The sequence below is a fragment of the Haloparvum alkalitolerans genome (assembly GCF_055381565.1).
The window spans coordinates 867,921-892,253 of the sequence record NZ_AP043938.1 but is presented as its reverse complement, the minus strand read 5'-3'; the positions used below and the strand labels follow the sequence as shown (position 1 = coordinate 892,253).

General features: G+C 72.9%; 27 protein-coding genes and 2 tRNA genes. 17 read left to right on the top strand and 12 right to left on the bottom strand.

What is annotated here, in order from left to right; genetic code table 11:
* The first annotated feature begins 29 nt into the window (after window positions 1–29).
* Window positions 30–722 carry an enoyl-CoA hydratase/isomerase family protein gene (locus ACZ432_RS06905; protein ID WP_426963707.1) on the top strand — a complete coding sequence of 231 codons (693 nt, stop codon included), beginning with the start codon at window positions 30–32 and terminating at the stop codon, window positions 720–722.
* Window positions 723–750: 28 nt separating this feature from the next.
* Here ACZ432_RS06905 and ACZ432_RS06900 read toward each other — a convergent pair whose 3' ends face one another.
* Window positions 751–1,710 (bottom strand): M48 family metallopeptidase, encoded by a 960-nt coding sequence (locus tag ACZ432_RS06900; RefSeq protein WP_426963708.1) that lies wholly within the window; start codon window positions 1,708–1,710, stop codon window positions 751–753.
* A 116-nt stretch (window positions 1,711–1,826) separates the two neighbouring features.
* On the opposite strand from ACZ432_RS06900, the gene ACZ432_RS06895 reads away from it, so the two are divergent.
* Window positions 1,827–2,909: an aminopeptidase gene (locus ACZ432_RS06895; RefSeq protein WP_426963709.1), complete on the top strand. Its 1,083-nt coding sequence runs from the start codon at window positions 1,827–1,829 to the stop codon at window positions 2,907–2,909.
* 57 nt (window positions 2,910–2,966) lie between these two features.
* On the opposite strand, the gene ACZ432_RS06890 is transcribed toward ACZ432_RS06895, so the two are convergent.
* Window positions 2,967–3,905 (bottom strand): DUF7351 domain-containing protein, encoded by a 939-nt coding sequence (locus ACZ432_RS06890; protein ID WP_426963710.1) that lies wholly within the window; start codon window positions 3,903–3,905, stop codon window positions 2,967–2,969.
* 126 nt (window positions 3,906–4,031) lie between these two features.
* On the opposite strand from ACZ432_RS06890, the gene ACZ432_RS06885 reads away from it, so the two are divergent.
* The 8 genes from ACZ432_RS06885 (at window position 4,032) to ACZ432_RS06850 (ending at window position 11,230) form a co-directional block, all read left to right on the top strand.
* Window positions 4,032–4,247 (top strand): PLDc N-terminal domain-containing protein, encoded by a 216-nt coding sequence (locus tag ACZ432_RS06885; RefSeq protein WP_426963711.1) that lies wholly within the window; start codon window positions 4,032–4,034, stop codon window positions 4,245–4,247.
* 133 nt (window positions 4,248–4,380) lie between these two features.
* Window positions 4,381–4,710 (top strand): hypothetical protein, encoded by a 330-nt coding sequence (locus ACZ432_RS06880; RefSeq protein WP_426963712.1) that lies wholly within the window; start codon window positions 4,381–4,383, stop codon window positions 4,708–4,710.
* Window positions 4,711–5,003: 293 nt separating this feature from the next.
* A complete protein-coding gene (locus ACZ432_RS06875) occupies window positions 5,004–6,302 on the top strand; it encodes a 4Fe-4S ferredoxin N-terminal domain-containing protein (RefSeq protein ID WP_426963714.1) in 1,299 nt (432 codons plus the stop codon).
* A complete protein-coding gene (nrfD, locus tag ACZ432_RS06870) occupies window positions 6,299–7,621 on the top strand; it encodes an NrfD/PsrC family molybdoenzyme membrane anchor subunit (RefSeq protein WP_426963715.1) in 1,323 nt (440 codons plus the stop codon). Before ACZ432_RS06875 ends, nrfD begins: the two co-directional genes overlap by 4 nt.
* Window positions 7,618–7,881 carry a hypothetical protein gene (locus tag ACZ432_RS06865; RefSeq protein WP_426963716.1) on the top strand — a complete coding sequence of 88 codons (264 nt, stop codon included), beginning with the start codon at window positions 7,618–7,620 and terminating at the stop codon, window positions 7,879–7,881. Before nrfD ends, ACZ432_RS06865 begins: the two co-directional genes overlap by 4 nt.
* 274 nt (window positions 7,882–8,155) lie before the next feature.
* Complete coding sequence (locus ACZ432_RS06860; protein ID WP_426963717.1) at window positions 8,156–9,328, top strand: Mrp/NBP35 family ATP-binding protein; 1,173 nt, start codon at window positions 8,156–8,158, stop codon at window positions 9,326–9,328.
* 105 nt (window positions 9,329–9,433) lie between these two features.
* Window positions 9,434–10,792: a heme o synthase gene (cyoE, locus tag ACZ432_RS06855; protein WP_426963718.1), complete on the top strand. Its 1,359-nt coding sequence runs from the start codon at window positions 9,434–9,436 to the stop codon at window positions 10,790–10,792.
* On the top strand, window positions 10,793–11,230 hold the full coding sequence (locus ACZ432_RS06850; protein ID WP_426963719.1) for a DUF3054 domain-containing protein: 438 nt from the start codon (window positions 10,793–10,795) through the stop codon (window positions 11,228–11,230). It abuts the gene before it with no gap.
* Window positions 11,231–11,522: 292 nt separating this feature from the next.
* Here the strand turns inward: ACZ432_RS06850 and ACZ432_RS06845 are convergent, their stop codons facing one another.
* Genes ACZ432_RS06845 through ACZ432_RS06835 form a run of 3 tightly spaced genes read right to left on the bottom strand, consistent with a single transcriptional unit; the run spans window position 11,523 to window position 13,553 of the window.
* Complete coding sequence (locus tag ACZ432_RS06845) at window positions 11,523–11,729, bottom strand: hypothetical protein (RefSeq protein ID WP_426963721.1); 207 nt, start codon at window positions 11,727–11,729, stop codon at window positions 11,523–11,525.
* Window positions 11,726–12,604, bottom strand: a complete 879-nt coding sequence (locus ACZ432_RS06840) for a winged helix-turn-helix domain-containing protein (protein ID WP_426963722.1) — start codon at window positions 12,602–12,604, stop codon at window positions 11,726–11,728. Before ACZ432_RS06840 ends, ACZ432_RS06845 begins: the two co-directional genes overlap by 4 nt.
* Window positions 12,605–12,650: 46 nt before the next feature.
* Window positions 12,651–13,553: an ArsR/SmtB family transcription factor gene (locus tag ACZ432_RS06835; RefSeq protein WP_426963723.1), complete on the bottom strand. Its 903-nt coding sequence runs from the start codon at window positions 13,551–13,553 to the stop codon at window positions 12,651–12,653.
* A gap of 306 nt (window positions 13,554–13,859) precedes the next feature.
* On the opposite strand from ACZ432_RS06835, the gene ACZ432_RS06830 reads away from it, so the two are divergent.
* Both ACZ432_RS06830 and ACZ432_RS06825 read left to right on the top strand, forming a co-directional pair.
* Entirely contained in the window at window positions 13,860–14,297 is a 438-nt protein-coding gene (locus ACZ432_RS06830; protein ID WP_426963725.1) for a DUF8159 domain-containing protein, read from the top strand.
* Window positions 14,294–15,229: an alpha/beta hydrolase gene (locus ACZ432_RS06825; protein ID WP_426963726.1), complete on the top strand. Its 936-nt coding sequence runs from the start codon at window positions 14,294–14,296 to the stop codon at window positions 15,227–15,229. The genes ACZ432_RS06830 and ACZ432_RS06825 overlap by 4 nt, the downstream gene beginning before the upstream one ends.
* An 851-nt stretch (window positions 15,230–16,080) precedes the next feature.
* Here ACZ432_RS06825 and ACZ432_RS06820 read toward each other — a convergent pair.
* Window positions 16,081–16,154 (bottom strand) — tRNA-Lys (locus ACZ432_RS06820).
* 154 nt (window positions 16,155–16,308) lie between these two features.
* Between ACZ432_RS06820 and ACZ432_RS06815 the strand changes: the two genes are divergently transcribed.
* The gene (locus ACZ432_RS06815; RefSeq protein ID WP_426963728.1) at window positions 16,309–17,604 is read left to right on the top strand and encodes a M20/M25/M40 family metallo-hydrolase; all 1,296 of its coding nucleotides are present in this window, start codon (window positions 16,309–16,311) and stop codon (window positions 17,602–17,604) included.
* A 30-nt stretch (window positions 17,605–17,634) separates the two neighbouring features.
* Here the strand turns inward: ACZ432_RS06815 and ACZ432_RS06810 are convergent, their stop codons facing one another.
* The gene (locus ACZ432_RS06810; RefSeq protein ID WP_426963729.1) at window positions 17,635–18,291 is read right to left on the bottom strand and encodes a DUF7119 family protein; all 657 of its coding nucleotides are present in this window, start codon (window positions 18,289–18,291) and stop codon (window positions 17,635–17,637) included.
* Window positions 18,292–18,439: 148 nt separating this feature from the next.
* On the opposite strand from ACZ432_RS06810, the gene ACZ432_RS06805 reads away from it, so the two are divergent.
* The 3 genes from ACZ432_RS06805 to prs all read left to right on the top strand — a co-directional run bounded on the left by ACZ432_RS06805 (window position 18,440) and on the right by prs (window position 20,569).
* Window positions 18,440–19,414, top strand: a complete 975-nt coding sequence (locus ACZ432_RS06805) for an HVO_0234 family beta-propeller protein (RefSeq protein WP_426963730.1) — start codon at window positions 18,440–18,442, stop codon at window positions 19,412–19,414.
* Between the two features lie 102 nt (window positions 19,415–19,516).
* Window positions 19,517–19,587: transfer RNA gene (locus tag ACZ432_RS06800), tRNA-Gly, on the top strand.
* Between the two features lie 133 nt (window positions 19,588–19,720).
* Complete coding sequence (gene prs, locus ACZ432_RS06795; protein ID WP_426963731.1) at window positions 19,721–20,569, top strand: ribose-phosphate diphosphokinase; 849 nt, start codon at window positions 19,721–19,723, stop codon at window positions 20,567–20,569.
* A 24-nt stretch (window positions 20,570–20,593) separates the two neighbouring features.
* On the opposite strand, the gene ACZ432_RS06790 is transcribed toward prs, so the two are convergent.
* Window positions 20,594–20,848, bottom strand: coding sequence for a hypothetical protein (locus ACZ432_RS06790; RefSeq protein ID WP_426963732.1), 255 nt, complete (start codon window positions 20,846–20,848; stop codon window positions 20,594–20,596).
* Window positions 20,849–21,016: 168 nt separating this feature from the next.
* Here ACZ432_RS06790 and ACZ432_RS06785 point away from each other — a divergent pair, with 168 nt between their 5' ends.
* Entirely contained in the window at window positions 21,017–21,244 is a 228-nt protein-coding gene (locus ACZ432_RS06785) for a DUF7860 family protein (protein ID WP_426963733.1), read from the top strand.
* A 172-nt stretch (window positions 21,245–21,416) separates the two neighbouring features.
* Here the strand turns inward: ACZ432_RS06785 and ACZ432_RS06780 are convergent, their stop codons facing one another.
* The 4 genes from ACZ432_RS06780 to ACZ432_RS06765 form a co-directional block, all read right to left on the bottom strand.
* Window positions 21,417–22,058: a non-canonical purine NTP pyrophosphatase gene (locus tag ACZ432_RS06780; RefSeq protein WP_426963734.1), complete on the bottom strand. Its 642-nt coding sequence runs from the start codon at window positions 22,056–22,058 to the stop codon at window positions 21,417–21,419.
* A 104-nt stretch (window positions 22,059–22,162) separates the two neighbouring features.
* On the bottom strand, window positions 22,163–22,834 hold the full coding sequence (locus ACZ432_RS06775) for a molybdenum cofactor guanylyltransferase (RefSeq protein WP_426963735.1): 672 nt from the start codon (window positions 22,832–22,834) through the stop codon (window positions 22,163–22,165).
* A 97-nt stretch (window positions 22,835–22,931) separates the two neighbouring features.
* Window positions 22,932–23,684 (bottom strand): selenium cofactor biosynthesis protein YqeC, encoded by a 753-nt coding sequence (yqeC, locus tag ACZ432_RS06770; protein ID WP_426963736.1) that lies wholly within the window; start codon window positions 23,682–23,684, stop codon window positions 22,932–22,934.
* Window positions 23,685–23,854: 170 nt separating this feature from the next.
* Window positions 23,855–24,304, bottom strand: coding sequence for a hypothetical protein (locus tag ACZ432_RS06765; protein WP_426963737.1), 450 nt, complete (start codon window positions 24,302–24,304; stop codon window positions 23,855–23,857).
* Window positions 24,305–24,333 lie beyond the last annotated feature (29 nt).

Here is a 24,333-nt window from a genome sequence, read left to right as displayed (position 1 = left end):
CCTTTGGAAACGACCCGTCTCTCCCCACCGTGATCCGCGCGACCGCGGACGGCCCGGTCCGGGTCGTCACCATCGACCGCCCCGCCCGTCGCAACGCGCTCCGCCCCGCGGACCTCGACGCCCTCGCGGACGCGGTGCGCGAGACGAGCGAGCCCGTGGCGCTGCTCCGCGGCGCCGGCGACGCCTTCTGTGCCGGCGCCGACCTCGACGTCGTCGCAGACCTCGACGACCCCGAGGCGTTCGCACGTCGCGGGCAGCGGACCGCGCGCGCCATCGAGACCGCCGACGCGGTGGTCGTGGCGGGCGTCGACGGCGCGGCCCGCGGGGGCGGCGTCGAACTCGCGCTCGCGGCCGACGTGCGCGTCGCGACGCCCGCGGCCACCTTCGGCGAACCGGGCGTCACCTTTGGCCTGTTCGGCGCGTGGGGCGGCACCGCTCGTCTTCCGCGGGTGATGGGCGAGGGCGAGGCGCTCGACTTCGCCTGCTCCGGACGCGTGCTCGACGCCGACGCGGCGCTCCGGACCGGCCTCGTCTCGCGAGTCGTCGACGACCCCCGGACCGTCGCCGACGAGATAGCGGCCAACGCGCCCGACGCGCTCGCGGTCCTGAAGCGCCGACTCCGCGACCGCCGGAGCGCGGAGGAACAGGAGGCGGCGGAGGTGGCCGCCTTCGGCGACCTCGTGCGGGAACACGCCGCGGATCTGGCCGCAGACAGGGAGTGACGGCGCCATCGAGCGTGACGGCACTCTGTCACTCGACCGGGATCCGCGTCCTCCCGCGCTGCCGCCGACGGCGCTCCGCGTCGGCCCGTTCGGCCAGCCGCTCGACGCGCTCTTCGGTCGGGGGATGCGTAGAGATCCACCGCTCCAGCGTCGACTCAGTCTCGCGGTTGGTCGAGAGGGGACCGAGCGGCCACGCCGTCTCGGTCGCGCGCTCGATCCGCCGGAGCGCTCGCGCGAGCGCCAGCGGGTCGCCGGTCACCTCGACCGCGCGGTCGTCGGCGGCGAACTCCCGCCGGCGGGAACGAGCGCGCGCGATCAGGGTCGCCGCGAACAGGACCAGCACCGGCGCGGCGACGACGGCCCGGCGGAGCCGGCTCAGGGGACCCCGCCGGTCGCCCGGTCGGCCGCGGATCCACGCCGACCCCCGGGCGAGTCCCGACAGCGCGAGGATCGCGGGCACGAGCGCGACCGTCAGCAGGCCCGCGGCGGTCTGGACGACTCCCTGCGCGAGCGCGCGGCGGAGGCCGTCGTTGCGCTCCAAGTGGGCGAGTTCGTGGGCGACGATCCCCTCCAGTTCCGCGGGGTCGAGCAGGCGGAACAGCGAGCGGTCGAGGACGAGCGCGCCGCGGTCGCTCCCGCCGACGGCGAAGGCGTTGGGTGCGCCCATCTCCCCGACGTACAGCGTCGGCCGGTCCACGCCCATCCGCGCCGCGAGGTCGTCGATCCGGCGGTGGAGCCCGGGGGCGGCCGACCGCGGCAGCCGGTCCGTCGAGAGGGCGGCGAGCAGCTGGCTCGTGCCGACGCGGTAGCTCAGGTACGCGGACAGCAGGGTCGCGCCGGCCAGGACCGCCGCCAGCGTCGGGGCGTCCGGACGCGTCGCCCACAGCCACAGGAGCGCCCGGTAGCCGAGGAGCGCGGCTGCGAGGTAGCCCGCAAGCAGCACGATCCCGACCGCGGCCATGGCGAGACGGACGACGACTCGGCGCATCGGCGTGGGCTACGCCGGGGACCCTGAAACCGATTCCGGCGGGGCGAGGAGCCGCGTCCGCGGCGGCCGCGCCGCGACAGCGAAACCGGTAACACGGCCGGGCGAGACGGGCGCGTATGGACCCGCGCATCCGCGAACACGCAGAGACGATCGTCGACCATTCCGCCGGCGTCGAGGCCGGCGACGACGTGGTCATCCAGATGCCGAAGGAGGCGGCGGACCTCGCCGTCGCGCTCCACGAGCTGTGCGGCGACCGCGGCGCGAACCCCCTCTGGCTCAACAACTCCGACCGCGCCGACCGCGCGTTCAAGCGCGCCGCCGGCGAGACGTTCGAGGAGCCGGCCCACGAGCGCGCCCTCTACGAGGAGACGGACGTCTTCATCATCGCCCGCGGCGGCGACAACGCCACCGAGGGCGCGGACGTCGCCCCCGAGACGAACGCGGCGTACAACCGCGCCCGCGCCGAGATCAAGAAGGAGCGCCTCTCGAAGACCTGGTGTCTCACGCAGTACCCCACCAGCGCCCACGCCCAGCTCGCGGGCATGAGCACCGAGGGCTACGAGAACTTCGTCTACGACGCCGTCTCCCTCGACTGGGACGAGCAGCGCGAGTTCCAGCAACAGATGGTCGAGATCCTCGACGACGCCGACGAGGTGCAGATTCGCAGCGGCGAGGAGACGGACCTGACGCTCGACGTCTCGGGCATGAAGACGCTCAACGACTACGGCGAGGCGAACCTCCCCGGCGGCGAGGTGTTCACCGCCCCCGTCCGCGACGGCGTCGACGGCGAGGTGTACTTCGACCTCCCCCTGTACCGCTACGGGCGCGAGATCGAGGACGTGCGTCTCACCTTCGAGGACGGTGAAGTGGTCGAGCACTCGGCCGGCCGCAACGAGGACCTGCTGACCGGCATCCTCGAGACCGACGAGGGCGCACGGCACCTCGGCGAACTCGGCATCGGGATGAACCGCGCCATCGACCGGTTCACCTACAACATGCTGTTCGACGAGAAGATGGGCGACACCGTCCACATGGCGGTCGGCTCCGCCTACGAGGACTGCGTGCCGGAGGAGAACGAGTTGAACGAGTCCGCCGAGCACGTCGACATGATCGTCGACATGAGCGAGGACTCCGTCATCGAGGTCGACGGCGAGGTCGTCCAGCGCGACGGCACGTTCGTCTTCGAGGACGGCTTCTAGACCGAGACGCTCGAGCCGCCGTCCGATCCGCGTCTCGAAAGGTCCTGTCCGCCTCGACTACGCCCCGCGCTCGGCCTCCCGGATCCCCAGGTCCGGCCCGAGCGTCACCGTTAGCGTCTCGTCGCCCTCGGGGATGGCCACGCGGAGCGCCCACGGGTCGCGGTCGAGGACTTCGACGTACTCGTCGCTGACGCACCACGGGAGCGTCCAGTAGGGGGTCGCGGAGAGGTCGACGCCGCGCTCGCGGTAGAAGGAGACCACGTCCGACTGGTCCAGAAGCGAGAGGCCGACCGACGAACGGAGCCGGTGGCGGCACTGCGCGCAGACGTGCTCGACGTGGACCGAGAGCCCGAGCGGCGCCTCGTCGGGGTCGTCCGCCTCCACGATCTTCGTGGTCATCCGCCCGTTGCACTCGGGGCAGACGCCGTCCGCGGCCAGGCAGTGGAGGTGGCGCACGCGCTGGTCGAACGCGCGCAGCAGTTCGGTCTCGTCGCGGTCGTTGAGCCCGCCCGGCGGGAACGCGTACTTCCCGTGGGGCTTGCCGCAGTCGGGACAGGCGACCGCGAACGTCTCGTCGGCGTAGCTCGCGCGCAGCTCCGCGCCGCAGGCGACGCAGGGGTCGCCGACGCCGAACGGCTCCACGTCCGGCGACTCGTTGAAGGTGCCCGCGAGCACCGCGCGCACGACCGCCTTGCCCGCGTGTCTGAGGTCGTACCCCTCGTCGGTCCGCACCACGAACTGGTCCGTGAGCTTCCCGAGGTGGTAGTTGAACTGCGCGGAGTCGCGCATGCCGACCTCTCGGCGGAGGTCCGAGAACCGCACCGGCGTCTCCTCGCTCCGCCAGAGGGCCTCGAGGATGGACAGCCGCGTCTCGCTGGCCACCACGGAGAAGGCGTCCGCGGGCGACATGCAGTCGTCGCAGGCCAGAAGCTCCTCCGCGTCCGCCTCGCGTCGACCGCGCCGGTCCCGCTCCGGTGACGTGCTCGCCTCGCTCATGCCCCTAAGTGGCGTGTCCGGCCCCATAACCGTTGCCCGAACCGAATTTTTGTAGAACTTATGAAACGAGTGGCGGGGGCCGGCGCCACCACAAGGAACTTGCGTCCCGGCCGTGATCCCCTGACGATGCTCTCATCGATAGCCCTCCAGGGCGGCGCGGGAGCGATCTTCGGCCTGATCGGCATCTTGCTGTTCGTCGCTCACGTCGCGCTGATCGTCTGGACGTACAGCGACGCCGAGTCCAACAGCAGTCACCCCGCGTTCCTCTGGGCCATCGTCGTCTTCCTCGCGCCGCTTCTGGGGATCGTTCTGTACCTGCTGCTCGGTCGCGACCGCCTGTAGCGCGGTCGCCCGGGTGGCGGCGTATCGCCCGGCGCAGGCCGCGGATTCCTCAAACGAGTTTCAGTAAGCTCCGGTACATAATTGTTTTTCTGCTTACACTTATCGGGGTTCCGGTCCATCGTTTACACGAGTCATGACCCCATCCGACTCGACCCGACGGCGCGGACGCGAGACGACCGGCCCCGGCGGCGTCGGCCGCCGCGAACCGCCCGCAGCCCCCTCGATCCGCGCGGTCGCCGCGACGGCGCTGCTCCCGGCCGCGCTCGTCGCGGGCGTGACCGCGGCGCTGTGGCTCCGCGAGGCCGCCCGCGCGGTCGATCCCTCGGCCGAGGCGGTCGCGCTCGCGGTCCTGCTGGTCGGCGTCTCGCTCGTCGCCCGCCCGCTCCGGCCGACCGCGCTGCTCGGCCGGATCGTCGGTCGGCTGCCGGTCCCCCGGCGCACGACCGCGGCCGACGGGGCGTAGACCGGTCCGCGGCGGGCCGATCGCCCTCGGCGCGTCCGCGACGGTTTCCGGCCGAACCGGTTCGAGGACCGGCCCGTGCGACCGGACTCCGCCGACTGCGTCCCCCTTTATCCGACAGCCGGCGAACGCGTTCGCAGTCGTTCTCAGCCGCGTGGAACGCGGTGCACGCTTGACCGGGCGGCCGCCGTACGCTCGCGTACGGACCCGTCACGCCGACGCGTCGGTCGCGTGCGGTCCCGGGCGGCGTGCCCGACGACGCCGGCCGCGCGCGGTCGGGTCCCGGAGGACCGACCATGAGCACTGACGACGACATCGACACGCCACCCGACGACGAGGAGCGGCACAGGCGACTCCTCGACGAGACCGACTACGACACGGACCTCGGGCTGGAGCTCGCGCGGGACGCTCAGCGCGTCACCGCCGGCGAGTTGAGCGAGGCCGCGTTCTACCGGCGCTACCACGACCGGATCGTCGAGGAGTTCGAGGTGGACGACCGCGAGATCGACCTCCCCGACCCCGACGCGCTCGCCGCGGGCGAGGGGGGCGACGCCGGCGGCGACGGGAGCGGCGGCGCAGAAAGCGAGGGCTTCCTCGACCGCCTCGGGGACGCGCTGGAGGGCTTCGACCCCGACGACGAGGAGTCCCGGCGCTCCGTGATGAAGAAGGGGGCCGCCGCGGGCGCGCTCGCACTCGGCGGGCTCGGAAGCACCGGCGGCGCCGGAGGCGGTGACGGGGGCCCGCCCGGCGCGGCCGCCGCCCAGGAGGAGGACGGCGACGGCACTCGCTGGGGGATGACGATCAACCTCAACAACTGCGACGGCTGCCTCGCCTGCATGGTCGCCTGCGACCAGGAGCACAACCTCTCGCGCGGCGCCAACTGGATGTACGTCTTCGCCTTCGAGGACGAGAATCAGGGCGAGGAGACGAACTTCCTCCCGCGAACCTGCCAGCACTGCACGGACTCGCCGTGTACGAAGGTGTGTCCGGTCGGCGCCCGCCACACTCGCGAGGAGGACGGCCTCGTGCTGACGGACTACGACATCTGCATCGGCTGCCGCTACTGCGAGGTGTCGTGTCCCTACGGCGTCAACTACTTCCAGTGGGGCGAGCCCGACGTGCCCGAGTCGGAGATCGACGACGACCACCAGATCGACGACCGCGGCCGGTGGGTCGGCTCCCGGCCGCCCGAGGGCGTCATGGGCAAGTGCACCTTCTGCGTCGACAGACAGGACGGCCAGATGGGCGAGGAGAAGATCGGCACCACCGCCTGCGAGGAGGCGTGCACGATGGACGCCATCCACTTCGGCGACCTGAACGACCCGGAGAGCCCGCCGAACCGGCACCTCCGGGAGTACCGCGAGTCGCAGGAGAACGACCAGTCGGACTACCCGAACCGGAAGGAGCACACCGTCTCCACGTTCCAGCTGCTGGAGGAGCGCGGCACCGACCCCAACGTCACCTTCGTCGGCAACGCGCCCTCGCAGGACGCCCGGCAGGTCGACGGCCCCGTCACCTACGAGGAGATGGGCCTGACCGACGACCGGAAGGAGGTGCTCGATCAGGGCGCCGCCGCGGGAGGTGAGACGGCGTGAGCGTCGACGTGACCGGCGTCGACCGCGACACGCTCGTTCGGCCGATCCGGACGGTCTCGACGCGCTACCTCGCGGCGCTGGCCGTGGCGCTCGGCATGATCGGCGTGTGGCTGTTCTTCTACCTCCAACAGCTCCGGCACGGCCTGGTCGTCACGAACCTCGCCGACTGGGGCTCCGGCGGCGGCGTGCCGTGGGGGCTCTACATCGGCGCGTTCATCTGGTGGGTCGGCATCGCTCACGGCGGGATCATCCTGTCGGCCGCGGTCCGGCTGCTCGGGATGGACACCTACCAGCCCGTCGCGCGGCTCGCGGAGCTGTTGACGATCGCGGCGCTGACCTGCGCGGGGATCTTCATCCTGATCCACGTCGGCCGGCCGGACCGACTCGTCACGAGCGTCATCCCGGCGTGGCCGACCCGCGTCCAGTGGTCGCCGCTGATGTGGGACGTGACGGTGATCACCGCGTACTTCGTGCTGACCGCGACGTACCTCGGGCTGACGATCCGCTACGACCTCCACCGCCTGCGCGACCGACTGCCGAGCCGGCTCGACCCGATCTACGACGTCCTCCTCGTCGGCTACTCCGAGACCGAGGACGCGGTCGTCGAGCGGATGGTCTGGTGGATCGCGTTCGCGATCATCATCATGGCCCCGCTGCTGCTCCACGGCGGCGTCATCCCGTGGCTGTTCGCGCTGCTGCCGTCGATGGCGGGCTGGGCCGGCGGCGTGCAGGGGCCGTCGTTCCTCTCCATCGCGCTGACCTCGGCGGTGAGCGGGATCATCATCGTCGCGGCCGCGTTCCGGTACGCGTACGGCTGGGAGGCGCTGATCCCCGACGCGGTCTTCCGCGGGCTCGGGCAGTGGCTCGGCTTCTTCAGCCTGCTGTTCCTGTGGCTCCAGCTCCAGCAGGTGATCACGGGGATCTTCGCGGCGCCGACGACGCTCCAGCACGCGACGGAGGTGAAGATCGCGACGCCGCTCTACTGGGCCGCGATCGGGGTGGTGGTCGTCGCGATGCTGTACGTCTTCGCGGCGTCGCTGCGCCCCTCGCTGTTCAGCCTCCCGCTGCTCGTCGCGCTCTCGGTCGGCGTGCTCGCCGGGACGTTGATCGAGAAGGTGCTGTTCGTCGTCGAGGGGCTGATGCACGCGCACTTCGACCTCTACGCGGGCGTTCCGGGCGCGTACACGCCCTCCACGGTCGAGCTGTCGGCGCTCGTCGGGACGGTGGGGATCGTGGTGCTGTTCTTCCTCGTCGTCTCGAAGGTGATCCCGGTCGTGGAACTGCACGCCATCGAGGACCACGGGGAGGTGGAGGGATGACGGCTGCACTGGCTCCCCTTCTGCTCCCCCTGCTCGCCGGCTCGGCCGACTACACGTTGCCGTTCGTCGGCCCGGGGACGTACCTGATCTTCGGCATCGTCCTCCTGCCGGTGTACGTCATGGTCGGCGCGTGGTTCCTCGGTGACCCGAGCGACCGGTTCGCGAACCTGCTCGGCGTGGGCTACCTCGCCGGCCTGACGACCGTGCTGTGGGGGAGCCTGCTGGTGGCGACGCTGGTCATCGGGGCGGTGTTCTTCTGAGCCCGCCCCGGCGCAGCGAGCGACCGCGACGCCGCACCGCCCACCGACCGCCCCCGACGCTGCACCGCCCGCCGCCCGCCCCCGACGCTGCACCGCCCGCCGCCCGCCCCCGACGCTGCACCGCCCGCCGACCGCCCCCGACGCTGCACCGCCCGCCAACCGCCCCCGACGCTGCACCGCCCGCCGCCCGCCCCCGACGCTGCACCGCCCGCCGACCGACTCCGACCCCGCATCGCCCGCCGACCGACCGCGGTCCGACCGACACCACGAACCCATGACCATCACCGAAGCAGAACTGACCGAGCGGCTCCGAGCGGTAGCGGACCCCGAGAACGGCGACGACATCGTCTCGATGGGGCTCATCAACGACGTGACCGTCAGCGACGGCACCGCCGAGGTCTCGCTGGCATTCAACGCGCCCTGCGCCCCGGCGGAGATCGACATCGGCGACCGGGTCCGCGAGGTCGTCGCCGACGCCGGTCTCGATCCGGACCTGAGCGCCGGCGTCGGCGAGGCGCACGGCTTCGACCGGAGCGTGCTGCCCGGCGTCCGCAACGTGATCGCGGTCGCGTCGGGCAAGGGCGGCGTCGGCAAGACGACCGTCGCGGCGAACATCGCGGCCGGGCTCGACGAGCGGGGCGCCCGCGTCGGCATTCTCGACGCCGACGTGCACGGGCCGAACGTCCCCCGGCTGCTCCCCACCGAGAACGAGCCGGGCGTGATGCCCGACGGCGACATCGTCCCGCCGCGCTCCGACGGCGTGCTCGTGATGAGCGCCCACCACATGCTCCCGGGCGACGACCAGCCGGCCGTCCTCCGCGGGCCGATGGTGAACAACGTGATGATGAAGTTCGTCAACGAGGTGGAGTGGGGGCAGCTCGACTACCTGATCGTCGACCTCCCGCCGGGAACGGGCGACGCCTCGCTGAACCTGCTCCAGTCGCTGCCCGTCGCCGGCGTCGTCATCGTCACGACGCCACAGGAGATGGCGGTCGCGGACGCCCGCAAGGGGCTCCGTCTGTTCGAGGACCACGACGCGCCCGTGCTCGGCGTCGTCGAGAACATGGCCGCGTTCCGGTGCCCCGACTGCGGGGACACCCACGAGGTGTTCGGCGAGGGCGGCGCGGCGTCGATCCGCGACGACTACGGCGTCCCGGTGCTCTCGAAGATCCCCGTCCATCCGGACTTCGACAGCGAGGGGAGCGACGGACCCACCGTCCGCGACGACGACAGCGACGTGCAGGACGACCTGTTCGACCTCGTGGACGACGTCGCCGACCGCGTCGGGGCGGTGACCCGCCGGCGGGTCGCGCAGCGCGTCGGTGACTGGGACGCCGGCGGAAGCGAGGGACGCGCCACCGAACGCGGCGGTTCCGACGATCACGACGCCGAGAGGCCCGCGGCCGACGGCGGCGAGGACCCGTCGCGCTGCTCCTGCTCGGAGTGACCGGCGGTCGCCTCGGGCCGGTTTTCCGGGCGGTGAGGCAGTGTGTCCCCCGGCCCGAACATCTTCGGCGGAAGCTCCGGGGTGCCGGCGTTCGAGCGTGCGCGTATGGGCGCGACACGATTCACGACTCTCCTGACGGCGAGCGTCGTCGGCACGTACCTCGTCCTCGCGCTCGGCGCGACGACCGCGACGGCGGGGGAAGCGGCGGCGTCCGGGCCGCTCGCATGGGTCGCGTGGGGCCACTACGCCCTCGCGGCCGCAGTCTGGGCGCTGGTCGCCGCGACCGCCGTCTACGCGCGGCGCGAGGATCGCGCGACGGGCGTCCGTGCGGGGCTCGCGCTGGCGACGGTCGGCGTCCCGGTCCAGGGACTGGTCGGGCTGGCGGGGCGCGTCGGGGGCTTCGACGCCGCGAGGTGGGGCGTCGGCGTCGGGAGGATCCACCTCTTCGGCGGCGTCGCGGCGTTTGCCGTGCTGCTCGTCGTGCTGGTCCGACACCTCGACGCGACGGTCGCCGACCCGGACGCGACGGCGGAGGACACGCCGACCGGGGCCAGTTCCCGGCCGTCGCCGGTCGACGCGACCGCTCCGAACGGTCCCGCGGACCGCCTGCGCGCGTACCTCGCGCTGACGAAGCCGCGGCTGATGTGGCTGCTCTGCCTGCTCGCGCTCGCGGGGATGGCGCTGGCGGCGGCCACGGGCGCGGCGGTCGACGGCGTCACCGTGGTCGCGACGCTGGCCGGCGGCGTGCTCGCGGTCGGCGCGGCCGGGACGTTCAACCACCTGTTCGAGCGCGAGCGGGACCGGAAGATGGCGCGGACCGCGGACCGGCCGGTCGCGACTGCGACGGTGCCGCCGCGGCGCGCGGCCGCGTTCGGCCTCGCGCTCGCCGCGGCGTCCCTGGGGCTGCTGTGGACGGTCGTCACCCCCCTCGCGACGCTGTTGACCGCCGGGGCGATCGTGTACTACGCCGTGGTCTACACCGTCCTGCTGAAGCCGACGACGCGCTGGAACACCGCCGTCGGGGGCGGATCCGGCGCGCTCCCGGCGCTCATCGGCTGGGCCGCGGTGACGGGCGGGATCGGGCTCCCCGCCGTCCTGCTGGCCGGCGTCGTGGTGCTGTGGACGCCCGCGCACTTTTACAACTTCGCCATCGCGCACCGCGGGGAGTACGCCCGCGCCGACTACCCGATGCTCCCGGTCGTCGCGGGCGTCCGGGCGACGCGCCGGCGGACCTGTTACTGGCTCGGCGCCACGCTGGTCGCGGCGGTCGCGCTCGGCGTCGTCGCGGAGTTCGGCGCGCTCTACGCCGTGACGACCGCGGGCGCCGGAGGCGTCTTCCTGCGGTCGCTCGTCCGGCAGTACGACCGAGGGACGGACGCGGCCGCCCTCCGGACGTTCTACGCGTCGAACGCCTACCTCGGGCTGCTGCTCGCGGCGGTCGTCGCCGAGGCGGTGGTGGTCTGAATGGCGGACGCGACCCGGACGCGACTCGCCGCACCGCGGCTCCCCCGCTCCACCGCGGTCGTCGCCGCGGTCGGCGACGCCGCCGCGATCTCGGCGTTTCTCGGCGTCGGCCTGCTCGCGCACGCGATCAACCCGATCGCGTTCCCGCGGCACGCGGCGCTGACCGCACTCCCGTTCCTGCTGGCGTGGGCGGCCGTCGCGCCGCTCGGCGGGGTGTACGCGCGCGCCGTCTCGACGGACCTCCACGCGACGACGCTCCGCGTGACCGTCGTCTGGACGGCGACCTCGCTGTTCGGGGCCGGGCTCCGCGCGACCCCGATGCTTCCGGGCGACGCGCCGGCGACGTTCGTCCTCGTGAACGTCGGGATCGGGCTGGCGTTCCTGCTCCCGTGGCGGCTCGCGTTCGCGGTCGCAATCCGTCGGTTCGAGGGGAAATGAAGGGGTTTTGCGGCTGATCTCGTCACATCGCGTCTTCTTCCCGTTTTCCGGATGCTGGACCCCGGCTGCAGCGGCGAGCACTTCGATTCGGTGTCGTGGCGGTGCTCTTCCACTGCAGCGCGTGCGCTGTCAGCGCGCGAGCGACGCGCGCGATGTCGCCGGCGCCGACGTGAGCGCGGTACGGAGCGAACGGCGGCTCGAAACCCCACCGCTCGGACCGCCTCGTCACCACTCCCGCTAGAAACTCCGAGGAGGGTTGCGGAGCGCGAGGGGACGCGAGCGTCGGCCGCGGTCAGGAGGCGTCGGTAGTGCCGTCGGAACCCGCGGAGTCAGCCGCCAAATCGCCGTCCAGAAACCGCCGAAGCGCGGCCGCGCAGTCGGGACACAGCAGCACTTCGAGGTCGCCGTCGGGGTCGAGCACGTCGACCGCGCCGAACTCCTCGCCGGGGCGGATCGTCGCGCCGCAGCGGACGCAGTCGTGTGGGCGGACCAGGGTCATGCGGGCGTCTCGATCGACTGGATCCGGAGTTCGGGACCGAGGACCATCTCCCGCGTGACGTTCTCGACGGTGAGCCGCACGTGGACCGTCAGCGGGTCCCTGCTCGAAACCGCCTCCTGGCGTTCGACGCGGGCGTCCCAGTGCGGCCACTCGAACAGGTCCACGCCCTCGCTCGCGAACGCGGCGACCACCTGCGGGAGCACCAGCGCGGCCCGGGAGGCGCGCGTCTGCATCCACCAGTGGCACCGCGTGCAGTCGTAGCGGAACGCGTCCGCGGAGTCGGACCACCGTAGGCTCCGGACCGGGCCGAGCGCCCGGAGCTCCACGGAGCCGGCGCAGTACGGGCAGTAGCCCTGATGGAGCGAGAGCATGTCCCGCTTGATCCGCTTGCTCGCGGTCTCGAGCAGGTTCGCGGGGAGGTCGTCGCCGAAACAGCCCCCCACCAGCACGTAGCGGACGAGCACCTCGTCACAGCTGCCACACCAGAGCCGGAAGCGATCGTTGGCGTACTCACACCGCAGCGTCCCTTCGCAGTCGTCGCCCAGACAGGGGAGGTCGGTCTCGAACGGGCCGAGGTCCTCGCGCACGCTGTACGCGCCCGCGAGGATGGCCTGATAGATGTCGATCCCCGGGCGAGTCAGGCGATACCCCGCTTCGACGCGCTCCACGAACGTGCCCCGGAGCTTCCCGAGGTGATAGGCGAACCGGCCGTTGTCCTCGACGCCCACCCGGTCCTGGAGCGCGGAGAACGGCAGCGTCACGTAGCCGTCGCCGTCCTCGGCGGGTCCGCCGAGCTCGCGCACGATGGCGAGGCGCGTCTCGTGGGCCAGCGACGCGAACCGCTCGGACGGCGTCGCCGGCCGGTCGTCGGTCATGGTTCGCTGTCGCTGTCACGAAAGTTATGACTGGCGACCGCGGAGGTTACCGCCCGCTACCGGCTTCGTCCGGGTCCCGCACCGCCAGCACGTCGAGTTCGCCGTCGAACGTCACGACGCGGGTGACGCCCTCGACGGTCATCGTCAGCTCCACGCGGAGCGGGTCCTCGGACAGCACCGTCTCCTCCCACTCGTAGGCGTCGCTCCACTGCGGCACCGCGAACGTGTCGACGCCCGCGGCCGCGAACTCGCCCGCGACGGCCGGCTTGATCAGCGCCACCACGGAGGTGCGGAAGTCGATGAACCAGTGACAGCGCCGGCAGGTCCGGCGGCTGGCCACGGGGTTCCCGGCTTCGGTCGGCTCCCGAAGCCGGCGACGCTGACCGCGGTACTCGATGTCGACGGGGCCGGCGCAGTAGGGGCAGAACCCGAGCTCCATCGAGAAGGTGTCGCGCTTGAGCCGGCGGTCGGCCGCCCGCAGGAGGTCCGCGGGCAGGTCGTCACCGAACGCGTGCGGGTCGACGGGGTAGCGCACGCGGAACGCCTCGCAGCCGGCGCACTCGAGGCGGAACCGGAAGTCCTCGTAGCGACAGACGCAGTCGGCGCCGCACGCCTCCGGACAGGGGACGTCGGTCTCCAGCGGGCCGACGTCCTCGTGGTCCGCGTAGACGCCCGCCTGTATCGCCTGATACACCTGGATCCCGGGGACGCGGAGGCGGTAGCCGCGGTCGGTCCGCTCGACGAACCGTCCGACGAGCCTGTCGAGGTGGTAGCTGAACCGGCCGCTGTCGTCGACGCCGACCCGGTCGCGGAGCTCCGAGAAGGGAAGCGCGTCGAACGAGCCCGTCCCCCCGGCGTCGCCCAGCACGCGGATCACGTCCAGCCGGGTCTCGTCGCTCAGCACGGCGAAGGCGTCCGAGACCGCGTCCACCGGAGGCTCGGTGGTCATCCCCGGATACTGTCAGGCGAAACGGAAAAACGTACCGTGTGGGTCTGGATCGTTGCGCCGTGGAACTTGTCTGCGCCGAAACACGAGGTGAAGGGAGTTTCACCGAGACGTTATAATCCCGGCTTCGAAAGCAACGAACGCCGCGCGGGTACCGAAATCGTGTGCCTCTGACATTCCGACTCGCCCCTCGGGCGAGTCCCCGCCCGCGGCATTCCTGTCCCGCCGAGCGACCGCGTTGGTCGCTCCGGCCGTGGCGTCACGCCCGCGAGCGGTAGCGATTTACCGTCGGCGCTCGCCACTTGGAGCATGACCGCGGACGAGCACGACGGCGAGCGGCCGCCCGTTGCGGACGAGCTCCGGAGCCACGGCGTCAGCGTCGAGTCCGTCGACTCGCGGGACCCGCTGACGGTTACCTACCTGACGGCGTTTCCCGCCAACGAAGTCCACCGCCGCGAGGTGGGCCGCGCCTGCAACGCCCTGCTTGACCTGGCGGCGGACGGCGCGTGGGCGCCGACGCGCGTCGAGGCGACCGTCGTCCGTGCCCCGGGCGACGTGCTCGGTACGTGGCACGCGGAGCCGGAGTGGTTCCGCGCGCTGCTCGCGGACGAGATCACCGAGACGGAGTTCTCGGCGCGCGTCGTCGACACGATCGCGCACGCTGGCGGCCCCGACACGGAGGGTGGCCCCGATGCCGAGAGCGACCCCGATGCCGAGAGCGACCCCGATGCGGAGGGTGGCGCGTGACTCGCCGGGACCCGATCAACCGCGCACAGCGGGACCTCGACCGGCCCGCCCGCGAGCGGTACGCGACACGACGGCTCGCCTTCGAGAGCGGCGGCGCGACCTGTCGCGGCGTCCTTCACCTCCCCGCCTCGACCGACGACCCGCCGCTCGTCGTGCTCGCGCCGGACGTGGGCGCCGAGCGCACCGCCGGGCTCCCGGCGGTCGCGGAGCGGTTGGCGGCGGCGGGCTACGCCGCGTTCACCTTCGACTACCGCGGGTTCGGAGCGAGCGACGGCGACGACCGCCGGATCGCGCCCGCCCGCCAGCGCGCCGACCTCGCGGCCGCGGCGGACCGGGCGCGGCGCGTCGACGCGGTCGGCCCGGAGACGGTCCTCTGGGGTGCGGGCCTCGGTGCGGCCCACGCGCTCCGACTCGCGGGCGAGCGCGCCGACGTGGACGCCGCGATGGCGATCACGCCGATCCTCGACGGGCGCGCCTTCCTCCGACGCAACCGCGGGACGAAACAGTTTCTCCGGGCGGTGGCGGCGGGCGTCCGCGATCGCGTCGGCGGCTGGGCGGGCGCGGGCGTCGAGGTCCCGATCGTCGGCGACCCCGAGGCGAACGCCGTCGTGACCGGTCCCGGCGCGAAGCGCGCGTACCTCGACCTGGTCGACCGCGAGTCGGACTGGCGGAACGCCACGCCCGCCCGGTCGCTGCTCTCGCTCGCCCGCTTCCGCGACGACGCGCTCGACGGCGTGCGCGTTCCCGCGCTGCTACTCGCGGGAACCGGCGACGCGCAGGCGCCCGCGAGCGAGGCCGAGCGCGCGGCCGACGCCCTCCCGAACGCGACGCTCGTCCGCATGCCCGCCGACCACTGGTCGCCGTACGCCGCCGATTTCGAGCCCGCGATCGGTCATCAGGTGGCGTTTCTCCGTGATGCGCTCGACGGCTGACCGGCGGCGTGAGCCGCTCTCCGGCGTGGTTCGCGGCCTCCGCGGGTCAGGTTCAGCCGGAGCCTCTGCCGATCGCAGCGGCGCAGCAGGAACGCTCTCGATGGAGCGCTCCCCGACCGTCTTCCGTCTCTGCCTCGGTCACGACCGCTGGCGTTGCGGGCAGCACCACCCAGAGATACCGCGTCGAGTTTTCGCACGGCGGGTTTCCGTTTCCGTCTCGGTCACAGAGCCTGCTGATCCGGGTAGCGACACTCAGACCGCCCCAGCCGGCTCGACCGGCCGCGCATCGGCAGACGGTTCGGGCTGCCTGCAGTCGCGGGCCGCCTGCGACTCGCTGACTCTCGCTCGACACGCTCGTGACAGCGTCGTCGTGCCGGGTCGAACCGGCTGCCCGTTTTCAGTCCCACCCCGACAGCGCCGCGACCGCCCCGCGACCGCCCCGCGACCGCCCCGCGACTGCACAGCACACCACCCCGCGACTGCACAGCACCGCAGCCTCGCACCTCCCCAACCTCGGGCCGGACGCGGCCGCGGACAGCACCACATCGCGGCCGCGTCCAGCCCTCCCTCGCGCGCGTTGCTCGCGCGCGCCGACAGCTCGGCACCGCGACTGTCCGCCCCGCACAGCACCGCGACCGTCCGCCCCGCACAGCACCGCGGCCGGCCGAACGTTTTTCGCGGATCGCGCGGAACTCCCGCCGTGAGTGCAGCTCCATCGCGCCGGCTGCGGTGCGTCGTCCTGCCGACCTACAGCGCAGGATCGGAGACTCTGGAGCGGAATCCGGGATTCCGAAGCGAAAGAAGAATCGAAAGAAGAAGCGAAGAAGACGAAGCGAGTCGAGACCTGGGCACGGGCCGGGAGGGATTCGAACCCCCGACCGTCCGGTTAAAAGCCGGACGCTCTCCCTAACTGAGCTACCGGCCCTCACCTCTCGGTTGCGTCAGCGCACGCATAAGCGTTTACAAAACCCGGCCGGCGCCGGGTTCGGTGCCGGACCGCCACGCCCAACTCCGGCGATGTGGCACGATCCCGAACCGCCGACCCCAACCGTTATTCTCCCCTCCCGCGACCCCCGATTATGGAGTTCGATCTGCGGGCGTTCACGGACCGACTCTGCGGGTTCGCGACGACCGCGGGCGCGGAGGCCCCGGCGGCCGCGTGGGTGCGCGAGCGGTTCGACGCGCTGGGGTTCGAGACGTACACGTGGGACGCCGACCCGACGCTGCTCGCCGACCACCCCTCGTTCCCGGACGACCCCGCCGCGATCGACACCGAGGGACGCCGGAGCGTGGCGGGCGCGCTGGCGTTCGGCGACGCGACCCTCGACGGCGACGACGCGTCTCCCACGCTCCTGTTGAACGGCCACCTCGATGTGGTGCCCGTCGAGCGGTCGGAGTGGGAGACGGAGCCGTTCGAGCCGATCAGACGCGGCGGACCGGACGGGGACGGAGCGCGCTCCGGGGAGGAGACGCTGACCGCCCGCGGCGCGGCCGACATGAAGTCGGGACTCGCGGCCTGCGTGGGCGCGGCGCTCGACCTCCGCGCGGCGGCGGAGGCGGGCGAGGTCGACCTCGACGGCCGGGTCGTGGTCGAGGCCGTCGCCGGCGAAGAGGACGGGGGCTACGGCGCCGCGACCGCGGCGCTCGCGAACCCGTACCCCTTCGAGCGCGACGCCGCGGTGGTCGCGGAGCCGACGGACCTCCGGCCGGTGGTGGCCACGGAGGGGAGCCTGATGGCCCGACTGGAACTCGACGGGCGGAGCGCCCACGCCGCGACGCGGTGGGTCGGCGAGGACGTGCTCCCGCGCTTCGAGGCGGTCCGGGAGTCCTTCATGGACCTCGAGGCCGAACGCAACCGGACGGTGACCCACCCCCTCTACGACCGGTTCCCGGTCGCGTGGCCCGTGGTCTGCGGGCGCGTCGAGGCGGGGTCGTGGGCGTCGACGGTCCCGGCAACGCTGTCCGCGGAGTTCCGGATCGGCGTCGCGCCCGGCGAGACGGTCGCGGCGGTCGAGGAGCGGTTCCGCGAGCGGCTGGCGGCCGCGACCGCGGACGACCCGTGGCTCGACGAGCATCCGCCGCGGTTCGAGCGGTTCTCGGTCCAGTTCGAGCCGGCCGAGGTCGACCCCGACGAGCCGGTCGTCGCGGATCTGCGGGCCGCGATGGAAGAAACCGGGCTCCCGGAGACGGACCCGCGAGGAGCGACCTACGGCGCCGACTCGCGCCATTACGTGGCGGCGGGAGTGCCGACGGTGCTGTTCGGCCCGGGCACCATCGCGGAGGCGCACTTCCCGAACGAGACGGTCGCGTGGGTCGAAGTCGAGAAGGCACGCGAGACGATCGGGGCGACCGCGCGACGGTTCCTTGGCGCGTAGCTCCGGGCCCGGTATCCCGCTCCGGCTCCGCTACTCGGAGAAGTACTCGCGCAGCGCGTCGGCGACGACCGCGCCGGGCTCCTCGTTCCGCATGGAGGCGCGGCGCCGGAGTTCGACGTACTCCGCGACCGGCAGGTCCAGCGTCAGCCGACCGGGGACGACGCCCGCCTCGCGGAGCGCGTCCTCGGCGTCGGCGCCGTCGTTGACGGCGGAGGCGGCGGAGCGGATCTCCCGAACCGTGAGGTCGCCGTCCAGCACCGCCCACGCGAGCAGGTAGCGGTCGTCGCCGCCGACGCGCGCGATGTGCTTGGCGGCGGTGGGGGCGATGTGGCCGCGGGCGACGTGTCTGCGGATCGCCTGTGGGAGGTCGTGGACGCGCGCCCACTTGCGGATGAAGGAGACGGAGACGGCCTCGCCCGCGCGCTCGGCGGCCGCCTTGTACGACCCCTCGCCGCGGACCAGCGCCGCGCAGGCGGCCGCGCCCCGGAGCATCAGGACGTGGTCGTCGCCGCCGACGGCGCCCGCAGCGAACCGGGCGACGGTGTCGGCGGCCTCCGAGACGCTGTCGGGGTCGGTCGGGTCGAACCCCACCGCCTCGGCGGCGCGCTCGCCCGTCACCTCCGGGTCGGCGCGGACGACCGGCTCGCCGACCGGCGAGTGCCGCTCCGACGGTGGCTCCTCACTCATACCTCGACCTGCACGCCGGCCGGCAAAAGTCCCTCGCACGGGGGCAAGTACTGGCCCTTGCGCGGACGGACCCGCGCGAGGGACCGACCTCTCCGCGCTCCCGTCGCCGACCGACACCTTCTCGGCCGGCGCCGCCCCACTGCCGACGATGCCCGCCGAGGACGACATCTCGCTGGCCGAGAAGCGCGTGTACGCCGGGTCGGCCGGCCGGACCGACGTCTACCTCGCGGCCGGAATGGGGCTCGTCCGGGTCGCCGTCTCCGCCGACAAGATCGGCGAGTTCGGGATCGCCGAGCGCGCGGACGCGCGGGACGTGGCGGTCGCCGGCGGTCCCGCGAAGGCGGACGCCGACGCGAACGGGCGGCCCCGGAGACGCCTCGCGCTCGCGACGGCGGAGGACCTGCTGGTCGCACGACTCCCGTCGAGCGCGGAGGCCCCCGACGCACCCGCAGGGAGCCGCGCCGACGCCTCCCTCGAGTTCACGTCGACGGGGCTCGGTCCGACGGCCGCGGTCGGCGTCCACGACGGTGCCTTCGTCGCGGCGACCGCGGACGGCGATGTCCACCGAGTCGACCCCGAAGCGGCGGTCGGGACCGAGGCGGACCACGTCGCGGAGACCGCCGCCGGGACGAGGCTCGGACGCGTCGAGGAGCCGACCGCGGTCGACGGCCCCCTCGTCGCCGGCGCGGACGGCGTCCACCGCGTCGTGGGCGACACGCTGGAGCGCGTCGGCCTCGCGGACGCTCGCGACGTGGCCGGGACGGGCGTGCCGCTCGCGGCGACGGCGACGGGGCTCTACTGGCTCGGCAACGGCTGGATGGACGCCCTCGCCGGCGGTTTCCGGGCGATCGCGGCCGACGGCGATGGCCACGCGCTCGCGGTCGACGAGGAGGGAACCCTCTCGGTCCACGTCGGCGACGGGTTCGCGGGCGACGCGTGGGACGCGGCGTCGCTGCCGGTGTCGGACCCGGTCGCGGCGGTCGGTTACGGTCCCGGGCTGGCGCTCGCGGCGACCGACGCCGGAACGCTCTGCGTCGACGCCGGGGACGGCTGGCGCCACCGCACCGTCGGCGTCCGCGAGGTCCGCGGGGTCACGGCGGTTCGGGCCGCGGACGGGCGCTGAGTCGCCGCCCCGGCGATCGAAACGTGCTGGCGGCCCCCCACGCCGTCGTCCGAATGTGACAGGTTTAAGTAGGACAGCGGCACACGTACAGGTACGGGAAGCGCACCGGTAGTGTAGTGGTATCACGCAACCTTGCCATGGTTGCAACCCGAGTTCAAATCTCGGCCGGTGCATTTTTCAACGACGTGAGAAAGATATCGTCCGGTTCATCCTCCCGTTTTCGACCGCCGAGCCGCGGCGCTCGGTCGCCGGAGCGGCCGCGCGAGTAAGGAAACCGGTTTAAGCGCGTCCGCGGAACCGATAGCCATGATCGTACCCGGGTCGAGCGCCCAGACGCTCGCGGCCGCGCTGGCCGCGGAGACGGGACGCTCGCTCGCGACGCCGACCTACGAGCGGTTTCCGGACGGGGAGGGGCTCGCGTCGGTCCCGGAGTTCGCCGGAGACGCCGCGGTCGTCGTCGCCAGCACCGACAGCGACGAGGCGTGGGTGGAACTGCTCCAGCTACAGGACGCGGTTCGCGAGGCGGGCGCGACGGACGTGACGACCGTCGTCCCGTACATGGGCTACGCCCGGCAGGACCAGGCGTTCAAGCACGGGCAGCCCGTATCGGCTCGCGCGATGGCGCGCGCGGTCTCGACCGGGACCGACCGCGTCGTCCTCGTGAACCCCCACGAGCCGAACGTCGCCGACTACTACGACGCGCCGACGACCGTCGTCGACGCCGCGGGCGTCCTCGCGGCGCCGCTCCCCGACCTCGACGACCCGCTCTTTCTGGCGCCCGACGAGGGCGCGACCGACATCGCGGAGACCGTCCGCGACGCCCACGGCGCCGGCGAGACGGACTTCTTCGAGAAGCACCGCGACCGCGACACCGGCGAGGTCGAGATCTCCCCGTCCGACGCGCCGGTCGCGGACCGGGACGTGGTCGTCGTCGACGACATCGTCGCCACCGGGTCGACGATGAGCGAGGCGGTCGAAGTGCTCGTCGAGCGCGGCGCCGCCCGCGTGCTCGCCGCCTGCGTCCATCCCATGCTGGCGAGCAACGCGGTCACGAAGCTCCGGCGGGCGGGCGTCGAGCGCGTGGTCGGCACCGACACGCTCGAACGCGCCTGCTCCGCGGTCTCCGTCGCGCCGGTGCTGGCCGAGGAACTGTAAGGGGCCGCTTCCGCGCTCGTCCCGCTACTCCGCCGGGTTCGCGAGCAGCCGCTTCGCCCGCGGGAGGAGCGTCTCGTAGCCCAGCAGGTACGCGCCGCCGTACAGCAGAACGGTGCCCATGAACAGCATCCACGCGCCCACCGTCACGTCGCCCGCCGTCACCGCGGCGAGCCCGAGACGCTCCAGGTAGACGCCAATCGATGAGAGCGCGCCGGTACCGACCACGAGCGCGACGAGCTCGACGATTTCGGCCGCGAACGCCTCGACGGTCTTTCTCATGTCCCCCCTGCGGTGGTCGGCCGTTGTCAACCTTTCGAGGCGCTCGCGGTGGCGAACGGGGAGACGGATGGCACCGAACCGGCGGAAGGGACGGCGACGAGTGGCTGTTTCGGCCGACGCGAAGACGGACCGAAACCGATATTTGGGGTCATCGACTCGGTGGCGCGTATGGCTGGACGCTACGGCGACGCGGACTACGGACGGATGACGAAGGGCGGCGCGCTGGTCGGCGGCGCGCTGTTCGTGGCCGGCGCGCTCGCGGAGTACGGCCTCCACGCGACCGGCGGTGCGACGGAGACGCTGAACACCGTGTTCCTGACGATGGAGTTCCTCGGTCCGGTGATCGCGCTGATCTCGGTCGTCGTCTTCGGGGTCGTGATGCCGCTGACGGAGTGACCCGCCCCCGCCGAGAGAGGTGGGGCGAGGGCGCTGTACGGTCGCGGTGCAGTCGCGGTACGTTGCGGTGCGGTCGCGGTGCCGGGCGGTTGCCGTCCCGATCGGTAGCATCCGCGGTCGAGACAGAAACCTCGGAACGCCGCAAAGGCGGCCGCAGAGGCCGCCGGGCGACTTATCGCTCCGCGAACCACTCCGCGAACTTGCCCAGCGCGCGGCCGCGGTGGGAGACGGCGTTCTTCTCGGCGGCGTCCATCTCCGCGAACGTCGCCCCGTCGTGCTCGAAGATCGGGTCGTAGCCGAACCCGCCGTCGCCGCGCGGTGCGACCATGCGGCCGGGGACGGCGCCCTCGAACAGTTTGACCGGGAGCGGGTCGTCGCGTGCGTCGCCGTCCTCGCCCTCTCCGTCCGGCCCGGCCGCGGCCGCGGCGACGCGGTCCCCGCGGTCGACCGGGTCGGGGCTGGCGGCGAACCCCTCGCCGTCGCAGTAGGCCAGCACGCACCGGAACGAGGCGCGGCGGTCCGCCAGTTCCTCGGCGATCGCCCAGACGCGCTCGACCCCGAGCGTGTCCTCGACGTACGAGGAGTAGGGACCGGGGAAGCCGTCTAAGTCTTCGATGAACAGCCCGGCGTCGTCGACGAGCACCGGTTCGCCGGCGTGGCGGTACGCCTCGCGCGCGCCCCGGGCGGCGATGGGCCCGAGTTCGGACGCCTGGATCTCCGTGTAGTCGAACTCGAGTTGGCCGACCGACTCGGTCCCGAGGTACTCCTCGGCCTCGCGGACCTTCCCGGGGTTCGTCGTCACGTAGTTGAGCATGTCGGCGCTGGGACGGGCCGGGAGGAATAGGCGTCGATAGCGCGCGGCGGTCGGCAGGCAACGCGGCGCCGCGCGGAGCCGACTCGGGGCGTCGGTTTCCCGACTCAACGCTCCTCGCGGACCCGGCGCTCGGCGGCGAGCAGTTCCTCGCGCGTGTTGCAGTTCTCGAAGGTGCGCGCGTCGGTGACCCGGCGGATCTCGGCGTCGCCGACGACGACGTGGTCGAGTTCGAACAGCGGTTCGATGATCTTGCGGGCGCCGGCCTCCAGCGCGGCGTCGCAGGCGTCCGCCATCGCGTCGGCGCGATAGACCGCCTGCGTCGTCTGGAACCACTCGTCGTCGAGCTGCGGCACCGCGGCGTCGTGTCCGGCCGCGGCGTCGAACAGGTGCGCGAGGAACGCGGGGTCGACGAACGGCATGTCGCAGGCGACGACCGCGGCGTACTCCCCGGGCGCCGCCCGGCAGGCGTTCCGGATCCCCGCCATCGGCCCCTGGTCCGGGTCGGCGTCCGGCGCGTACGTCACCGGGAGCGGATACCCCTCCAGCGCCGCGTCGATGGCCTCGCGCTGGTCCGGGCGACAGTTGACCACGAGGTCGTCCACGACCGGGTCGCCGCCCGACGCGCGCGCGGCGCCCGGTGCCACGGGGGCGTCCGCCCCCGCCAGTCGGTTCGCGACGCGCCGGATCATGGGGACGCCCGCCAGTTCCGCGACCGCCTTGTCCGCGTCGCCGAAGCGCGTCGAGCGCCCCCCGGCGACGATGGCTCCCGTCGGCATACCCGCGGCTTCGCGCCGGGGGCGCAAGCCGGTTTCCCTTCGGCCGGCGAGCGCGAGAGAGACCCGGCGCGGTCCGACCGCCGACGGAACACTCCGCTCAGACCGCGTCCGCGACCGCGCCGTCGATCAGCCGCCCGAGGACGACGTGCGGGACGGGCACGTCGCCGTCGTGGTGCTCGTGGAAGGCCGCGGCCACCGCGCGGGCGTCGGCCTCGCGGGCGTCGTCGTCCACCTTGTTCACGAGCGGGATCGCGGTCGCGCCCTCCGGCACGCCCTTCAGTCCGCCCTCGCGGCTCGCGAGGACGGCGCCGACGACCTCGGGGGTGACCGGCTCGCCGACCGCGGCGTCGACGCCCGCCGCCTCCGCGACCGCGACGACGCGCTCGGGGCGGTGGACGCGCTCGTCGGTCAGCGGCTCGCCGACGACGCTCGCGCTCGCGACGGGAACGACTACGTCGGTCCGGCTGGGGATCTGCGGCTCGGTCTCCTTCGGCGCCTTAAACTCGCGCATCCGCGCGCCGTCGGCCTTGATCAGGACCGGGCCGTCGTGGGCCGCGATCAGGTCGTCGACGACCGCGGCGTCGTAGCCCAGGTAGCGGTCCTCGCGCTCGCGTTCGGGGACGAGTCCGAGCGGGAACTCCCCGTTTTCGGCGGACGCCAGCCGACCGACCGGGTCTTCGGTCACCGCGACTGCCCCGACGTGGGAGTCGAAGATGGGGATCCGCACGGCGGCGGTCACCACGGCCCGGTCGAGTCGCTCCGCGAGCGCGTACATCGTGGTCTTCTTGCCGCCCGCCCCGACGACCGCGACCGCGGCGTCGTCGGCGCGGAGGGCCTCGACGATGTCCATGCCGGTCGTTCTGCGGCGGGCGCTAAGTGGCTGTCGGCGTATTTCTGTCGGCGTATTTCTGTCGGCGGTGTTTCTGTCGGCGTATTTCTGTCGGCGGTGTTTCTGTCGGCGTATTTCTGTCGGCGTATTTCTGTCGGCGGTGTTTCTTCGGCGGGAGATCGACCGCCCGATCAGGCGCGTCGGAGCGCGGCGACCGACGCCCCCGCGACGCCGGCGACCGCGACGGGGACGGCCGACTGGAACGTCTGCGTCAGGATCGGTCCCCACACCGGGCCGGCGGTGCTGCCGTCCGCCAGGGTGAACGCGAGCACGAGGTAGGCGGCGATCAGGCCGATCAGGCCGCCGCCGAGAAACAGGGCGAACAGGGGCGCGACGGCGGCGCCCGTTCCGCCGTCCGCTTCGCCCGCCTCGACGCCGCCGTCGCGGGCGATCGCGGCGCCCGCGGCGGCCGCAACGCCGAGCGTCAGCACGAAGCCGACGCTCCGGAGCAGCTGGAGCTGGTAGACGACCGCGGTGTCGAGGTCGACGGCGTCGATCGCGATCGGGAAGCTGGCGACGACCGCCGCCAGTCCGAGTCCGGGGACCAGTGCGAGCAGGGCGTGTCTGAGTTGGAGGGCCATCGAGCGGCGATTCAGGCGGCCCGGATAAA

Bases quoted from the DNA above. Each gene is read 5' to 3' on its own strand.
- ACZ432_RS06860 (WP_426963717.1), top strand. From the start codon at position 8,156: ATGACCATCACCGAAGCAGAACTGACCGAGCGGCTCCGAGCGGTAGCG.
- ACZ432_RS06865 (WP_426963716.1), top strand. From the start codon at position 7,618: ATGACGGCTGCACTGGCTCCCCTTCTGCTCCCCCTGCTCGCCGGCTCG.
- ACZ432_RS06840 (WP_426963722.1), bottom strand. From the start codon at position 12,604: ATGACCGACGACCGGCCGGCGACGCCGTCCGAGCGGTTCGCGTCGCTG.
- ACZ432_RS06790 (WP_426963732.1), bottom strand. From the start codon at position 20,848: ATGAGAAAGACCGTCGAGGCGTTCGCGGCCGAAATCGTCGAGCTCGTC.
- ACZ432_RS06805 (WP_426963730.1), top strand. From the start codon at position 18,440: ATGCCCGCCGAGGACGACATCTCGCTGGCCGAGAAGCGCGTGTACGCC.
- prs (WP_426963731.1), top strand. From the start codon at position 19,721: ATGATCGTACCCGGGTCGAGCGCCCAGACGCTCGCGGCCGCGCTGGCC.
- ACZ432_RS06890 (WP_426963710.1), bottom strand. From the start codon at position 3,905: ATGAGCGAGGCGAGCACGTCACCGGAGCGGGACCGGCGCGGTCGACGC.
- ACZ432_RS06765 (WP_426963737.1), bottom strand. From the start codon at position 24,304: ATGGCCCTCCAACTCAGACACGCCCTGCTCGCACTGGTCCCCGGACTC.
- ACZ432_RS06775 (WP_426963735.1), bottom strand. From the start codon at position 22,834: ATGCCGACGGGAGCCATCGTCGCCGGGGGGCGCTCGACGCGCTTCGGC.
- ACZ432_RS06785 (WP_426963733.1), top strand. From the start codon at position 21,017: ATGGCTGGACGCTACGGCGACGCGGACTACGGACGGATGACGAAGGGC.
- ACZ432_RS06850 (WP_426963719.1), top strand. From the start codon at position 10,793: ATGGCGGACGCGACCCGGACGCGACTCGCCGCACCGCGGCTCCCCCGC.
- ACZ432_RS06880 (WP_426963712.1), top strand. From the start codon at position 4,381: ATGACCCCATCCGACTCGACCCGACGGCGCGGACGCGAGACGACCGGC.
- ACZ432_RS06815 (WP_426963728.1), top strand. From the start codon at position 16,309: ATGGAGTTCGATCTGCGGGCGTTCACGGACCGACTCTGCGGGTTCGCG.
- yqeC (WP_426963736.1), bottom strand. From the start codon at position 23,684: ATGGACATCGTCGAGGCCCTCCGCGCCGACGACGCCGCGGTCGCGGTC.
- ACZ432_RS06875 (WP_426963714.1), top strand. From the start codon at position 5,004: ATGAGCACTGACGACGACATCGACACGCCACCCGACGACGAGGAGCGG.
- ACZ432_RS06780 (WP_426963734.1), bottom strand. From the start codon at position 22,058: ATGCTCAACTACGTGACGACGAACCCCGGGAAGGTCCGCGAGGCCGAG.
- cyoE (WP_426963718.1), top strand. From the start codon at position 9,434: ATGGGCGCGACACGATTCACGACTCTCCTGACGGCGAGCGTCGTCGGC.
- ACZ432_RS06845 (WP_426963721.1), bottom strand. From the start codon at position 11,729: ATGACCCTGGTCCGCCCACACGACTGCGTCCGCTGCGGCGCGACGATC.
- ACZ432_RS06885 (WP_426963711.1), top strand. From the start codon at position 4,032: ATGCTCTCATCGATAGCCCTCCAGGGCGGCGCGGGAGCGATCTTCGGC.
- ACZ432_RS06900 (WP_426963708.1), bottom strand. From the start codon at position 1,710: ATGCGCCGAGTCGTCGTCCGTCTCGCCATGGCCGCGGTCGGGATCGTG.
- ACZ432_RS06895 (WP_426963709.1), top strand. From the start codon at position 1,827: ATGGACCCGCGCATCCGCGAACACGCAGAGACGATCGTCGACCATTCC.
- ACZ432_RS06835 (WP_426963723.1), bottom strand. From the start codon at position 13,553: ATGACCACCGAGCCTCCGGTGGACGCGGTCTCGGACGCCTTCGCCGTG.
- ACZ432_RS06810 (WP_426963729.1), bottom strand. From the start codon at position 18,291: ATGAGTGAGGAGCCACCGTCGGAGCGGCACTCGCCGGTCGGCGAGCCG.
- ACZ432_RS06830 (WP_426963725.1), top strand. From the start codon at position 13,860: ATGACCGCGGACGAGCACGACGGCGAGCGGCCGCCCGTTGCGGACGAG.